This is a genomic window from Burkholderia lata (assembly GCF_000012945.1).
In the GTDB taxonomy this organism is placed as follows: domain Bacteria; phylum Pseudomonadota; class Gammaproteobacteria; order Burkholderiales; family Burkholderiaceae; genus Burkholderia; species Burkholderia lata.
On sequence record NC_007511.1, the window covers coordinates 1,964,906 to 1,978,787 of the forward strand.

Annotated in this window: 13 protein-coding genes; 6 read left to right on the forward strand and 7 right to left on the reverse strand. The window is 69.0% G+C overall.

What is annotated here, in order from left to right:
* The first annotated feature begins 29 nt into the window (after positions 1 to 29).
* The 5 genes from BCEP18194_RS31400 to BCEP18194_RS31420 all read left to right on the forward strand — a co-directional run bounded on the left by BCEP18194_RS31400 (position 30) and on the right by BCEP18194_RS31420 (position 5,646).
* Positions 30 to 1,259: an efflux RND transporter periplasmic adaptor subunit gene (locus BCEP18194_RS31400; RefSeq protein WP_011355329.1), complete on the forward strand. Its 1,230-nt coding sequence runs from the start codon at positions 30 to 32 to the stop codon at positions 1,257 to 1,259.
* 5 nt (positions 1,260 to 1,264) lie between these two features.
* Complete coding sequence (locus tag BCEP18194_RS31405; protein WP_011355330.1) at positions 1,265 to 2,794, forward strand: efflux transporter outer membrane subunit; 1,530 nt, start codon at positions 1,265 to 1,267, stop codon at positions 2,792 to 2,794.
* Positions 2,795 to 2,822: 28 nt separating this feature from the next.
* Positions 2,823 to 3,518 carry a heavy metal response regulator transcription factor gene (locus tag BCEP18194_RS31410; RefSeq protein WP_011355331.1) on the forward strand — a complete coding sequence of 232 codons (696 nt, stop codon included), beginning with the start codon at positions 2,823 to 2,825 and terminating at the stop codon, positions 3,516 to 3,518.
* Positions 3,515 to 4,954 (forward strand): heavy metal sensor histidine kinase, encoded by a 1,440-nt coding sequence (locus BCEP18194_RS31415; protein ID WP_011355332.1) that lies wholly within the window; start codon positions 3,515 to 3,517, stop codon positions 4,952 to 4,954. Before BCEP18194_RS31410 ends, BCEP18194_RS31415 begins: the two co-directional genes overlap by 4 nt.
* A gap of 104 nt (positions 4,955 to 5,058) precedes the next feature.
* Positions 5,059 to 5,646 carry a LysE family translocator gene (locus BCEP18194_RS31420; RefSeq protein WP_011355333.1) on the forward strand — a complete coding sequence of 196 codons (588 nt, stop codon included), beginning with the start codon at positions 5,059 to 5,061 and terminating at the stop codon, positions 5,644 to 5,646.
* A gap of 10 nt (positions 5,647 to 5,656) precedes the next feature.
* On the opposite strand, the gene BCEP18194_RS31425 is transcribed toward BCEP18194_RS31420, so the two are convergent.
* Positions 5,657 to 6,502: an AraC family transcriptional regulator gene (locus BCEP18194_RS31425; protein ID WP_011355334.1), complete on the reverse strand. Its 846-nt coding sequence runs from the start codon at positions 6,500 to 6,502 to the stop codon at positions 5,657 to 5,659.
* A gap of 325 nt (positions 6,503 to 6,827) precedes the next feature.
* Between BCEP18194_RS31425 and BCEP18194_RS31430 the strand changes: the two genes are divergently transcribed.
* Entirely contained in the window at positions 6,828 to 7,622 is a 795-nt protein-coding gene (locus BCEP18194_RS31430) for an SDR family NAD(P)-dependent oxidoreductase (RefSeq protein ID WP_011355335.1), read from the forward strand.
* A gap of 27 nt (positions 7,623 to 7,649) precedes the next feature.
* Here the strand turns inward: BCEP18194_RS31430 and BCEP18194_RS31435 are convergent, their stop codons facing one another.
* From BCEP18194_RS31435 to BCEP18194_RS31460, 6 genes are all read right to left on the reverse strand, one after another.
* Positions 7,650 to 8,024, reverse strand: coding sequence for a hypothetical protein (locus BCEP18194_RS31435; RefSeq protein WP_041493318.1), 375 nt, complete (start codon positions 8,022 to 8,024; stop codon positions 7,650 to 7,652).
* A gap of 221 nt (positions 8,025 to 8,245) precedes the next feature.
* Positions 8,246 to 9,316, reverse strand: coding sequence for an AI-2E family transporter (locus tag BCEP18194_RS31440; protein WP_011355337.1), 1,071 nt, complete (start codon positions 9,314 to 9,316; stop codon positions 8,246 to 8,248).
* 126 nt (positions 9,317 to 9,442) lie between these two features.
* The gene (locus tag BCEP18194_RS31445) at positions 9,443 to 10,552 is read right to left on the reverse strand and encodes an NADH:flavin oxidoreductase/NADH oxidase (RefSeq protein WP_011355338.1); all 1,110 of its coding nucleotides are present in this window, start codon (positions 10,550 to 10,552) and stop codon (positions 9,443 to 9,445) included.
* 141 nt (positions 10,553 to 10,693) lie between these two features.
* The gene (locus BCEP18194_RS31450; protein WP_011355339.1) at positions 10,694 to 11,380 is read right to left on the reverse strand and encodes a type 1 glutamine amidotransferase domain-containing protein; all 687 of its coding nucleotides are present in this window, start codon (positions 11,378 to 11,380) and stop codon (positions 10,694 to 10,696) included.
* Between the two features lie 469 nt (positions 11,381 to 11,849).
* Positions 11,850 to 12,599 carry an SDR family oxidoreductase gene (locus BCEP18194_RS31455; protein ID WP_041493590.1) on the reverse strand — a complete coding sequence of 250 codons (750 nt, stop codon included), beginning with the start codon at positions 12,597 to 12,599 and terminating at the stop codon, positions 11,850 to 11,852.
* A 151-nt stretch (positions 12,600 to 12,750) separates the two neighbouring features.
* Positions 12,751 to 13,668: a LysR family transcriptional regulator gene (locus BCEP18194_RS31460; RefSeq protein ID WP_011355341.1), complete on the reverse strand. Its 918-nt coding sequence runs from the start codon at positions 13,666 to 13,668 to the stop codon at positions 12,751 to 12,753.
* Between the last annotated feature and the right edge of the window lie 214 nt (positions 13,669 to 13,882).

The window sequence follows — 13,882 nt, forward strand, 5'->3', positions numbered from 1 at the left end:
CCCACTACCCGGTTGATTTGGTTGAATTCATGGAAGAGAAACATCACAGCTCCGTCGGCATCCAGGTAGACGAACGCGGCATGCACCTGCCGACGCGCACGTCGGTGTCGCGACGCGGGAAGATCGTCCTGATCGTGATCGGCGTGCTGCTGGCCGCCGGCGCCGCGCGCACGGTCGTCGTCAACGTGCTGAACCGCAACCGGCTCGACGCCGTTGCCGAGCAGAACACGCGCCAGTACGTGACCGTCGTGCATCCGGTCGATGCGGCCACCGGCGGCAAGCTGACGCTGCCCGGCACGCTGCGCGGCTTCGTCGAGGCGCCGATCTACGCCCGCGCGAGCGGCTACGTGCTGCGCTGGCAGGCCGACATCGGCGCGCACGTGAAGCAGGGGCAGACACTCGCCGAACTCGACACGCCCGAGCTGAACCAGGAACTCGCGCAGGCCACCGCGCAGCGCCAGCAGGCGCAGGCCGCCCTCGCGCTCGCGAAGACGTCGTTCGACCGCGCGCAGCAGTTGCGCCAGCGCGATGCGGTCTCGCAGCAGGAGCTCGACGACCGGCAAGGCGCGTTCAATCAGGGCACCGCGAACCTCGCTGCGGCCGATGCGAACATGCGCCGCCTCACCGAGCTGAAAGGCTTCCAGCGGATCGTCGCGCCGATCGACGGGATCGTCACGCAGCGCAACGTCGACGTCGGCGATCTCGTCAGCTCCGGCAACGCCGGCCGCTCGCTGTTCACGGTCGTGCAGGCCGACCAGCTGCGCCTCTACGTGCAGGTGCCGCAGGCGTACGCGCAGCAGGTGAAGGTCGGCCAGCACGTGAGCGTCGCGCAGGCGGAGCTGCCGGGCCGGACCTTCGACGGGACGATCACGCGCACGTCCGAGGCGATCGACGTCGCGACGCGCTCGTTGCAGATCGAAATCACGCTGCCGAACCCGGACGGCCGCCTGCTGCCCGGCGCGTACGTGCAGGCCACCTTGCCGATGACGCCGGTCGGCCGCCTGCAGGTGCCGGCCAATACGTTGCTGTTCCGCGCCGAAGGCCCGACTGTCGCAGCCGTCGACGCGAACGGCCAGGTGCGCCTGAAATCGGTGACGGTCGTGCGCACGATCGGGCAGACGCTCGAAGTCGACGGCCCGCTCACGCCGAACGACCGCCTCGTCACGAACCCGAGCGACGCGCTCGCGAACGGCGACCAGGTGATCGTCTCGGCGCCGGCCGCGAAGCCGGCCTCCGGCGCCACGGAGGCGAAGTCGTGATCGCGATGCGCCTCCGCCGGCGGCCTGCCGCCACTGCCACGTCGGTCGCCACTGCCGTTGCGCTCGCAGCCGCCCTCACCGGCTGCACGGTTGGCCCCGATTACAAGCGGCCCGACGTCGACACGCCGGCCGCATGGCGGCTCGATCCGGCGGATTCGTACTGGCATCCGGCCGCGCCGGCGAGCGCGCCGCTCGACCCCGCATGGTGGACCGCGTTCGGCGATCCGCAGCTCGATGCACTGGAAGCTGAAGCGCTGCGCAACAACCAGAACCTGAAGGCCGTCGCCGCGCGCTACGACCAGGCGAAGGCGACGCTCGCGTCGGTCGCCTCGGCGCAGTATCCGGCCGTCGGCCTGAACGCGAGCGGCCAGCGCTTCAAGATCTCGGCCGACCGGCCGCAGACCAACTACGCGACGCAAAGCACGTCGACCGTGCAGAACGACGTCCAGGTCGGCGCGGCCGTCAGCTACGAACTCGACCTGTTCGGCCGCGTGCGGCGCAGCGTCGAATCGGCGCAGGCGACCACCGAGCAGGCCGGCGACGATTTCGCGAACGCCCGCCTGGTGCTGACCGCCGATCTCGCATCGAGCTATTTCGCGCTGCGTGAATTCGACACCGAGATCGACGTCGTCAAGCGTTCGATCGATCTGCAGCAGAAGGCGCTCGACTACGTGAGCGCGCGCCACGACCTCGGCGCGGTGTCGGGCCTCGATCTGCTGCAGCAGCGCGCGCAGCTCGACGCGACGCGCACGCAGGCGCAACTGCTGCTCCAGCAGCGCGTGCAGGTCGAAACCGCGATCGCGACGCTGGTCGGCACGCCGGCCCCCGCTTTCTCGATCGCACCGCGCGTCGTGCCGATCAACGCGCCGGCGCTGCCGACCGGCCTGCCGAGCGACGTGCTGCAGCGGCGCCCCGACGTCGCGTCGGCCGAGCGCGCGATGGCCGCCGCGAATGCGCAGATCGGCGTCGCGCGCGCCGCATATTTCCCGCGCATCATGCTGTCGCCCGATATCGGCTGGGATGCCACGCGCTTCGCCGGCCTGTTCACCGTGCCGGCGTTGCTGTGGTCGGTCGGCGGGTCGCTCAGCCAGCCGCTGTTCGAAGGCGGCAAGCTGAAGGCCGGCGTCGATTTCGCGCAGGCCGGCTATGTCGCCGCGCAGGCCAGCTACCGGCAGACCGTGCTCACCGCGTTCCAGGAGGTGCAGAATGCGGTCACGGGATTGTCGGTGCTCGCCGACGCCGCGCAGCAAGCCTCCGCGGCCGTCGACGACGCGCGCAAGCTCGTGTCGCTCGCGCAGGATCGTTACGCGGGCGGCCTGACGCCGTTCATCGACGTACTGACGGCCCAACAGCAGTTGCTGACGAGCGAGCGACAGGCCGTGCAGATCCAGGGCCAGCGCGCGGCGCTCGTCGTGTTTCTCGCGAAGGCGCTGGGCGGCGGCTGGGATGGCCATGCCGCGGGCGGCCCCGCGCCGGCCGAGGTCGCGACGGCAGCCCCGGCGCCGGCCCCGGCCCCGGCGCACCCGAGCCCTTAACCGGATTACCCGGACAACGGATTCGAACATGAAAGTCCTGATCGTCGAAGACGAACCGAAAGTCGTTGAATACCTGAAGAGCGGCCTGACCGAGGAAGGCTGGGTCGTCGACACCGCGCTCGACGGCGAAGACGGCGCATGGAAAGCCGTCGAATTCGACTACGACGTGGTCGTGCTCGACGTGATGCTGCCGAAGCTGGACGGCTTCGGCGTGCTGCGCGCATTGCGCGCGCAGAAGCAGACGCCCGTCATCATGCTGACCGCGCGCGACCGCGTCGACGACCGCGTGCGCGGGCTGCGCGGCGGCGCCGACGATTACCTCACCAAGCCGTTCTCGTTCCTTGAGCTGATCGAACGGCTGCGCGCGCTGACGCGCCGCGCACGCGTGCAGGAATCGACGCTGATCTCGATCGGCGACCTGCGGGTCGACCTGATCGGCCGCCGCGCCACGCGCGACGGCACGCGGCTCGACCTGACCGCGCAGGAGTTCCAGCTGCTCGGCGTGCTCGCACGGCGCAGCGGCGAGGTGCTGTCGAAGACGACCATCGCCGAACTCGTGTGGGACGTGAACTTCGACAGCAACGCGAACGTCGTCGAAACGGCGATCAAGCGGCTGCGCGCGAAACTCGACGGCCCGTTCACGGACAAGCTGCTGCACACGATCCGCGGGATGGGCTACGTGCTCGAGGCGCGCGAGGACGGCGACACCGAGAGGCCGGCATGAAACGCTCGATCGTCCTGCGGCTGTCGGCGATGTTCGGCATCGTGTCGCTGCTCGTGTTCACGCTGGTCGGCTGCGGGCTGTTCGTGATGATGGAGCGCCAGTTGTTCGCCGAGCTGCGCGCGACGCTCGACACGCGCGCCAAGGTCGCCGAGATGATCGTGTCGCATGCGCTCACGCCGCAGCGCGGGCGCCTCATGCAGGAAAAGCTCGCCGATCTCGAACCGCCCGACGGTTCGACGCGCTACCAGGTCGACACCCCGAACCCGGACTTCCGCTTTGGCCAGCCTGTCGACGGGGTGCCCGTCGGCGCACCGTTCGGCGCCTTCCAGCAATACGCGCTCAACCACAGCACCTACGACGTGATGACGAAGACCGTCACGGTGGCCGGCAATGGCGAGCGGCCGACGCTGAAGCTGGTCGTCGCCAGCTCGTGCGAGCGCACGCAGCGGATGCTGCGCCGCTTCGGCTGGACGCTCGCCGCGCTGATCACGATCGCGACGATCATTACGCTGCTGCTGAGCCGTGCGGTGGCCCGTTTCGGGCTCGCGCCGCTCGACCGGCTGTCGCAGGACGCATCCGCGATCAGCCTCGCGAACCGCCGCCAGCGGCTGCAGACCGACGCGCTGCCGGCCGAACTGCGCGACCTCGCCACATCGTTCAACGGCGCGCTCGACCGCATCCAGCAAACCTACGCGCGACTCGAGGCGTTCAACGCGGACGTCGCGCACGAACTGCGCACGCCGATCAGCATCCTGATCGGCCAGACCCAGGTTGCGCTGACCAGCCGCGACCGCACGGTCGAGCGGATGCAGCAGACGCTGCAGTCGAACCTCGAGGAATTCGAGCGGCTGCGCGTGATCATCAACGACATGCTGTTCCTGTCGCGCAGCGACCGCGGCGAACGTGCGACCGACCTGAAGGACGTGTCGCTCGCCGACGAAGTGCGGCGCATGCTCGACTTTCTCGAAATCCCGCTCGACGAGGCGCAGTTGCGCGCCGAGCTGCACGGCGATGCGCGCGCGGCCGTCGATCCGTCGCTGTTCCGCCGCGCGATGACCAACCTGCTGATCAACGCGATCCAGCATTCGGCGCCCGGCGCGACGGTCAGCGTGACGATCGTGCGCCGTGACACGCTGGTCGAAATGTCCGTCGCGAACCCCGGCGAACCGATCGACCCCGCCCGGCGTTCGCACGTGTTCGAGCGCTTCTACCGGCTCGAGGAGGCCCGCGCGAACAGCAAGGAAAACCACGGGCTCGGGCTGTCGATCGTCAAGGCCGTCGCCGAAATGCACGGCGGCAGCGTGTTCGTCGCCTGCTCGGGCGGCATCAACACGTTCGGGTTCTCGGTCTCGACGCAACCCTGCGCCGGCGGCCCGTTGCGCCCGGCCGACCTGCACGATACCCGGCCGGCCCACGCGCCCCGCGCGTTGCACTGACGGCGGCCGCGCGGCCGCCCGCCGAGGGCAGTTTTCTTCAATACGGGCCAGTTCGGCTCCCGTAGTCTCGATGCGACTTTCGACATTTCGCATGGAGACATCCAATGAGCATGCTGGTTTCGATGGCCGCGTTCGCGCTCGCCTCGTCGATCACCCCCGGTCCCGTCAACATCGTCGCGCTCAGTGCCGGCGCACGCCACGGCCTCGGCGCGAGCCTGCGCTATGCGGCCGGCGCGACGCTCGGCTTCGTCGCGCTGTTCCTGCTGATTGGCCTCGGGCTGCACGCGGCGCTCGCGCGCTGGCCGGTGCTGACGACCGCCACGCAGTGGTCGGGGATCGCGTTCCTGCTGTACATGGCGCTGCGGCTCGCGCTCGATGACGGCCGGCTGTCGGCCGACCCGGACGTGGCCGGCCCGTCGGCGGCGGCCGGCGCGGCGATGCAGTGGCTGAATCCGAAGGCGTGGCTCGCGTGCGTGGCCGCGATGGGCGCGTATGCGACCGATGGCGACCGCACGCAGGTCTGGCAGTTTGCCGCGCTGTATCTGGTGATCTGTTTCGCGTCGATCGCGTGCTGGTCGTATGCGGGCGCATCGCTGCGGCACCGGCTGGCGAACGCGCGGCACATGCGCGTGTTCAACCGGCTGATGGCGCTGCTGCTCGCCGGCAGCGCACTCTTCCTGCTCGACGTGTAGCGCTTGCTTTTCAGCTCGTCGCGCTGCGGTACTGGCCGGGCGTCGCGGCGGCGATTCGCCGGAACGCGCGCTGGAAATGCGCCTGGTCGGCAAAACCTGCGTCCAGCGCGACGTCGGCGATCGGCCGGCCGCGGCGCAGCTCCGTGCGGCCGTACTGCACGCGGCGATCGATCAGGAATGCATGCGGCGTCATCCCGTAGCGGGCGTTGAACGCGCGAATCAGGTATGACGGCGACAGATCGGCCGCCGCGCAGATCGCATCGAGCGTGACGCCCTCACGGCAATGCACGGCGATGTAGTCGGCCGCGCGCGCGAGCCGGGCGTTGTCGTCCCCGGCGCGCGGGCCGGGCAGTTCGCGATCGAGCGCGCCGTGCAGCGCCGTGAAGAACTCGACTGCCGCGCTCTCCTTGCCGAGCGGATCGACGCCGGGCGCGACGAGCGTGCGGTAGAAGCCGCCAAATTGCGCGAACAGGTCGTGGCGCTCCGTCAACTTCGGCGAAAAGCCGTGAAAATCGCTGTTCGAATCGCGGCCCAGCGAATGCTGCAGCCGCGCGAGCCACGGCACGTCGACATAGACCATCCGGTACGCCCATGCATCCGGGCCGTACGGATTGCACGCGTGCACCTGCTCCGGGTCGATGATCACGAGCACGCCGCGCCCGACGTGCTCGTTCGTCGCGCCGTTCACGTAGGTGCTCGTGCCGCCGACGATCGCGCCCACCGAGAACGTGTCGTGCGTGTGCTTCGCGTAGCAGATCTCGCGGCCGTCGTCGACGGTGCGCGCTTCGATGAACGGCAGCGCGGCATCACGCCAGAACGGCGACGGTACGACGGATCGGTTGGCGGTACGGCTCACGCGGCGGGCTCCCGGTTCGGACGGCGAACGCTCACCGTACAAGACTGTGCGGCGCCGCGCAACCGGATCGGTGGATCGGTGGATCGGTGGATCGGTGGATCGGTGGATCGGCGGATCGGCGGATCGGCGGATCGGCGGATCGGCGGATCGGTGGATCGGTGGATCGGTGGGTCGACGAGTCGGTGGATCGGCGGATCGGCGGATCGGCGGACCGCTGGGCCGGTCCGCGGCTTCGACGCCGGATCGCGCCGTTTCGCCTAAGCTTTGAATTCCGTCCGCCGCGGCACCCGCGGCGGATCCCGTTCACTCCTCTCCCGTCACGCACATGCATATCGATCTGAAAGGCAAGACCGCGGTCGTCACCGCCTCCACCGCCGGCATCGGGCTCGCGATCGCCGAAGGGCTCGCGCGCGCCGGCGCGCGTGTCGTCGTCAACGGCCGCAGCGACGCATCCGTGCAGTCCGCGCTCGCGCACCTGCGCGCCGCCGTCCCGGGCGCGGGCTTCGATGGCATCGCCGCCGACCTGTCCGATGCCGCCGGCGTCGCACGCATCACGCAGCACACGCCCGCGGCCGACATCCTCGTCAACAACGCGGGCATCTACGGCCTGAAGGCGTTCTTCGACATCGACGATGCCGAGTGGGACCACTATTTCCAGACCAACGTGATGTCCGGCGTGCGCCTCGCGCGGCATTACCTGAAGGGGATGATCGAACGCAATGCCGGTCGCATCGTGTTCATTTCGTCGGAATCCGGCCTGAACATCCCGGTCGACATGATCCATTACGGATTCACCAAAACCGCGCAGCTGTCGATCGCCCGCGGCCTCGCGAAGCTCGCGGCCGGCACGAACGTGACGGTCAACTCGGTGCTGCCGGGGCCGACGATGTCGGACGGCGTGCGGGCGCTGCTGAAGGAAACGGCCGACGAAACCGGCCGCAGCGTCGAAGACGTGGCCGTGGATTTCGTGCGCAACCACCGCTCGAGCTCGATCATCCAGCGACCCGCGACGCCCGAGGAAGTCGCGAACCTGGTCGTCTACGTGTGCTCGCCGCTCGCTTCGGCGACGACGGGCGCGGCATTGCGGGTAGATGGCGGCGTGGTCGACACGATCGCGTGACGGCAGGCGGGCACGGCCGCCGCCGCGCTAGCGCGACGCGGCCTTGCCCGGCTGGAGCATGCCCTTGCGGTCGGCGTTCATGCAGGAATCGAAGCCGCGTTGCGTGACGACGCCGGCCTTGTCGAACACGACGAAATATTCGCGGTGATCGTTGCCGTGCTCGATGAAGTAGTTGTAGCAAACGCCGCTGCCGTTGCGGACCATCCATACGCTGCGCGGATTGCCGCCGGCGCGGACGACATCGGCGCGCGTCGCGCCATGCCGCGATGCGGCCCTCGCGAGCGGCGTGCGCGAATACGAAAACGGCAGCCACGAGTCGAACCACGCGCAACCGTGCAACATCAGGCAGCCGGCGGCCAGGGACAGCGTCGCTGCGGGACGGGACATCGTAATCAATCGCATGCTTGGTGAAATCTGCTGCGCCATGCCGGCGTGATCGAAAGCGCCATGCTACTAGACCTTTGGGTCCGGATCGAAAAGAAATGTAGAGATCTTTATCCGAATCCTTGCATTGCATGCCTCGGTACAAGCCGGATCGTCGCCCGTCGCGGCGGCCGATGCACGCTTGCTCGCGCATCCGTACCGCCGCGTCATGCCGCCTCGGCCCGCATCGTCACGCATCGTCACGCAATCCATTCGGCCCACAGCATCGTCAGCACCGTCATCAGCGCGGGGCCGACGAACAGCCCGATCAGGCCGAACGTCTCGGCGCCGCCGAGGATGCCGAACAGCACGAGCAGGAACGGCAGCCGCGCGGAACTGCCGATCAGCACCGGCCGCACGAAGTGCTCGGCGACGAACACGACGACGAACCCGAGCACGGCCACCACGATGGCCCACATGGTTGCGCCTTGCACGAACAGCCAGAGCGCCGCGCCGCAAAACACCACGGGCGCGCAGAACGGCAGCATCGCGGCGATCGCCGTGACCAGGCCGAGCAGCGCCGCATGCGGGACACCGGCCAGCGCATACGCGATGCCGAGCAGCGCGCCCTCGCCGAGCCCGACGACGACCAGCCCCGTCACCGTGCCGAACACGGCCGCGACCATCCGCTCGATCAGCTCCGCGCCGCTGCGCCCGAACGCGCGCCGCGCGCCCTGCAGCAGCGCCCCCGACAGCTTGTGGCCGGCCCGCAGGATCACGAACAGCGTGACGAGCATGAAGCCGAATTCGAGCAGCGCGTGCGCGAGCTTCGTACCGAACTGCCGGCCGAACGCGAGGAATTTCTCGCTATTGACGCCGTGCATCGCACTGGCCGCATGCAGCGGATGGCCGAGGTTGGCCTGCCACCATTCGGTGATCTGCGCCGCGCCGTAAGGCAGCCGACCGATCACGTCCGGCACCGGGATGCCGTTGTCCTGGACCGTGCGCAGCCACTCGCGCAGGTCATGCGCCTGCCCGATCGCCTGGGTTGCCGCGACGGCCACCGGCAGCACGACCAGCAACGAGATCGCCGCCGTAATGACGACCGCGATGAGCGTCGGGCGGTTGCGGAACAGGCGGTGCGATTCGAAGCGTTTCAGCATCGGCCACATCGCGATGGCGATCACGCAGGCCCAGGCGATGGCGGGAATGAAATCGCGGATCACCCACAGCGCGATCACCAGCAGCGCCGCATACAGCACGGCGCGGGAGACCTGCTGCGTACGCGGCCGCGCGGCAGGATCGGGAGACGACGGGACATGTGCGCCCATGGCACCTCTGTCGAAATGAAAAAATGGCGGTTCGTGCAGGCAACCGGCCTGCGCGAACCGCCATTCTATCCATCGGCGCCGGATCGGCGGCGCATGTCACACGCGCCGCCCCGGCACCTCGCCCGTTCAGGCCACCTTGTCGGCGGTCCGGTAGCGCTCGAGCCAGTGCGCGTACGGCGCGGGCAGCGTCCACGACGGACGCTCGACGCCGAGCTGCTTGGCCGCGTAGTACGGCCAGTGCGGGTCGGCCAGATGCGCGCGGCCGACCATCACGAGATCGAGCTGCTCTTCCGCCACCACGCGGTTCGCCAGTTGCGGCGTGTCGATTCCCCACGCGGACGACACCGGCAGCCCGGCCTCGCGGCGCACGCGCTCGGCGATCGGCGCGAGGAACGCCGGGCCCCACGGAATCTGCGCGTCGGGCGTCGAGAAACCGACCGACACGCTCAGCATGTCGAGCCCTTCCTGCTTCAGCCGCTGCGTGAGCGCGATCGATTCGGCGAGCGTCTCTTCGTCGCGGCCGTCGTATTCGATCACGCCGAAGCGCGCGGTCAGCGGCAGATGCTCCGGCCACACCTTGCGGACGGCCGCCAGCGTTTCGACGAGGAATCGGCCACGGTTTTCGGCCGAGCCGCCGTATTCGTCGTCACGCTGGTTCGCATGCACCGAGAAGAAGCTCTGGCCGAGATAGCCGTGCGCGAAGTGCAGTTCGAGCCATTCGAAGCCCAGGTCGCGCGCGCGCTTCGCCGACGCGACGAAGTCGGCCTGCACGCGTGCGATGTCGTCGCGCGTCATCGCACGCGGCGTCTTCGGCAGATGCGCACCGAACGGCACGGCCGACGGTGCGATGGTCTGCCAGCCGCGCGGATCGCCGTCGGCGATATGGTCGTCGCCTTCCCACGGGCGGTTCGCGCTCGCCTTGCGGCCCGCGTGCGCGATCTGGATGCCGGGCACCGCGCCGGCCGCCTTGATCGCCGCGACCGACGGTGCGAATGCTTCGGCCTGCGCATCGTTCCACAGCCCCGCGCAGCCCGGCGTGATGCGCCCTTCCGGCGACACGGCCGTCGCCTCGGCGATCACGAGGCCAGCGCCGCCACGCGCAATGCCGGCCAGATGCACGTGATGCCAATCGTTGACGACGCCGTCCTCGGCGACGTACTGGCACATCGGCGGCACCGCGATGCGGTTACGCAGCGTGACATCCTTGAGTTTGAACGGTTCGAACAGGGCAGACATCCACGGCTCCTTTGCTTGGTTCTGCAAAACGACTGGAAACGCGTCGTGCGGTGTGCACGACAGTACGATTCGGGCCGTCGCCGGGCGGCCCGCGCCCGGCGACGGATACGGGATGGCGCCGGCCCGGCCGGCGCCATCGGCTCAACGGCGGCTGAGCTGCGCGAGCAACGCCTCGGCGGCAGGCTCCGACGACGCGGGGTTCTGCCCCGTGATCAGCAGCCCGTCGGTGACGACATGCGGCGCCCAGTCGGCGCTGCGCTCGAATTGCGCGCCGTTGGTCTTCAGCATGTCCTCGACGAGGAACGGCACGACTTCCGTCAATTCGACGGCCGCTTCCTCGCTGTTGGTGAAGCCCGTCGCGCGCTTGCCGCGCACGACCGATTCGCCGGTCTGCGGGTTCTTCACGTGACGCAGCACGCCCGGTGCATGGCACACGGCCGCGACCGGCTTGCCGGCCGCCAGCGCACGCTCGATCAGGCCGATCGAATGCAGATCCTCGGCCAGATCCCACAGCGGGCCATGGCCGCCCGGGTAGAACACGGCGTCGTAGTCGTCCACGGACACGTCGGCCAGCTTGCGCGTCGACGCGAGTTCGGCCTTGGCCGCCGGATCGGCGTCGAAGCGGCGCGTCGCGTCGGTCTGGGCGGTCGGATCACTGCTTTTCGGATCGAGCGGCGGCTGGCCGCCCTTCGGCGACGCGAGCGTCAGCTCGACGCCCGCATCCTTGAACGTGTAGTACGGCGCGGCCAGTTCCTCGAGCCAGAAGCCGGTCTTCTTGCCGGTGTCGCCGAGCGTGTCGTGCGAGGTCAGGACAACCAGAATCTTCATGATCGGACACTCCTTCGAAAATGGATGAGGGGAACGGGGCCGCACTGCCGGACAACCCTGCCCGACGGCGCGGCACGCCTGTCGGTTAGTCAGCTATGACGCGTCAACGTGCGACCCGCGTATCCGAATGCGACATGCGCCTATTAGACCAGTCGTCTAGAACTATTCGAAATAAAACGACGGCGTCTCGCTGCACCATCAGCATCGCAGCACGGAATGGCATTTGAATGGCACTACGCGTCTTTGATGCATGCGCCGCGGACGTCGTCGCATTCATGGGAACGGATGATAGCCCCGGATTAGACCAGTCGTCTAGTAATCCCTGCCCTTGTCATGGCTTTTCCGGGGGAGCGCGATCTGCCAGCGTCTGCCGTCGCTCAGCGCTGGCAGCGAGACAAAGCGGATCGCGGGGACCGCCCGCCCGGCATTGCGCCGGGCGGTTGCGGCCCCCGCTGGTGTGACGACCGGGTCAGAGCAACCCCATCCCGCCCGACGCAATGATCTCCGCGCCGACGATGAACGCGGATTCCGGCGCGCTGAGGTGCAGCACCGTCGACGCGATTTCATCCGGCGTGCCGAACCGGCCGACCGGCACGAGGCCCTTGATCTTCTCGGCCGTCTCGTCGAGCGTCGCCGCATCGAACCCGAGCTTGCCGTACAGCGGCGTCTGCACGGGCCCGGGGCTCACGACGTTCACGCGCACGCCATGCGGCAGCAATTCCGCCGACAGCGTCTTCGCGAACGAATTGACGGCCGCCTTGCTCGCCGCGTACACCGACGAGCCGGGCATCCCGATGTGCGCGTTGATCGAGCCGTTGATCACGATCGACGCACCGCGGTTCAGCAGCGGCACCAGCGATTGAATCTGGAAATACGCGCCCTTCACGTTGGTGTTGAACACGAGATCCCACATCGCCTCGTCGCTGTCGGCGAACGGCGCGAGTTTCGCGACGCCCGCGTTGATGAACACGGCGTCGAGCCGTGCCCCTGCCGACGCGATCGCATCGGCCAGTGCGCGGGCCGACGCGACGCTGCCGGCCTCGTTGCGGATCGCCAGTGCGCCTGCGCCGAGCGTTTGCCGCGCGGCTTCGAGCGTCTGCGCATCGCGCCCGGTGATGATGACGCGGGCACCTTCTGCCGCGAATGCCTTGGCGGCCGCCAGGCCGATGCCGCTGTTACCGCCCGTGACGAGGACCGTCTTTCCTTCGAAGCGTTGCATGATGTTCTCCTGTGAACCGGTGAGTTGACCGTGAACACAGGATGCGCGCGGCGCCCGGCCCTGCCGTACGACGGGCGCGACGAACATGTTCGAAATCGTCGAACATGTTCGGGAAGGCGAGTTTGATTGCCCTGTTCTTTCCGGCGCCGGGTCAGCCGGCCACGTCGATGCCGTCGAGCAGGCGCTGTGCGAGCCGCGGCTCGCGCAATTGCTCGAGCCACCATTGCAGCGCGCGGCCGTCCCGGTCGCCATGCCACGCGACATAAAGCCGGTTCGGCTCGCGCGGATCAGCCGTCTCTCTTTCCACGAGTTCGCCGCGTGCGAGCAGCGACGCCACGCGCCGGCGCGGCACCCAGCCGACGCCGAGCCCGTCGCGCTGCGCGAGGATCTTCGCGCGCATCGACGGCACCGCGAGCACGGCCTGCCCGCCGAGCAGGCCATACGCGCGGCCGGCCGCGCGCCGCGACGAATCGGCGACGACCACCGCCCGGTGCGCGCCGATCGCATCCCGCGTCAGCGCACCGGTCACGGCGGCCAGCGGATGGCGCGGCGACACCGCGAACACCCACTCCATCGCGCCCAGCTCGAACCACTTGAAGCCGGGAATCGCGGGCGGCTCGTTGGTCGCGCCGACCACCAGGTCCGCGCGGCCGTCGCGCAGTGCTTCCCAGGTCCCGCCGAGCACTTCATGCGTGAAACGCAACGACACGCCCGAGTCGAGCGCATCGAACGCGCGGACCACCGGCAGCAGCGTGTCGAACTCCAGCACCTCGTCGCTGGCAATCCACAATCGGTCTTCCCAGCCACTCGCGACCTGCCGCACGCGCTGCGTCAGCCGCGCGACGTCCAGCGCCAGCCGCGCCGCCTCGTCGGTCAGCAACTGGCCGGCCGGCGTGAGCTGCAACCGGTAGCCGCGCCGGTCGAACAGCAGCGCGTCGAAGCGCGTTTCGAGCTGGCGCGCCGCGTGCGACACCGTCGACGGCGCCTTGCCGAGCCGCGCGGCCGCGCGCGACAGGCTGCCGGTGGCGCGAATCGCGTCGAGCAGCGCAAGTTCGTCTTCGGACAGCATGGGCACGCTCCGGTGTGGGGTTGTCGTGGATCGTAAGGCAGCGGCGGGCGAAGGTCCAATCGGGGGATACGGGCAGCGGATACCAGTGACGGGGCCACCCGGCCGGTTCGGCCCGCCTCCCCGATTCCCTGCGTCCTGGCGACCGGTAAAGGCGTCCCGCCAGGCCACCGCCGTGATCGACTTCCGGTATGCTGATCAGCACGAAATCAAGGCA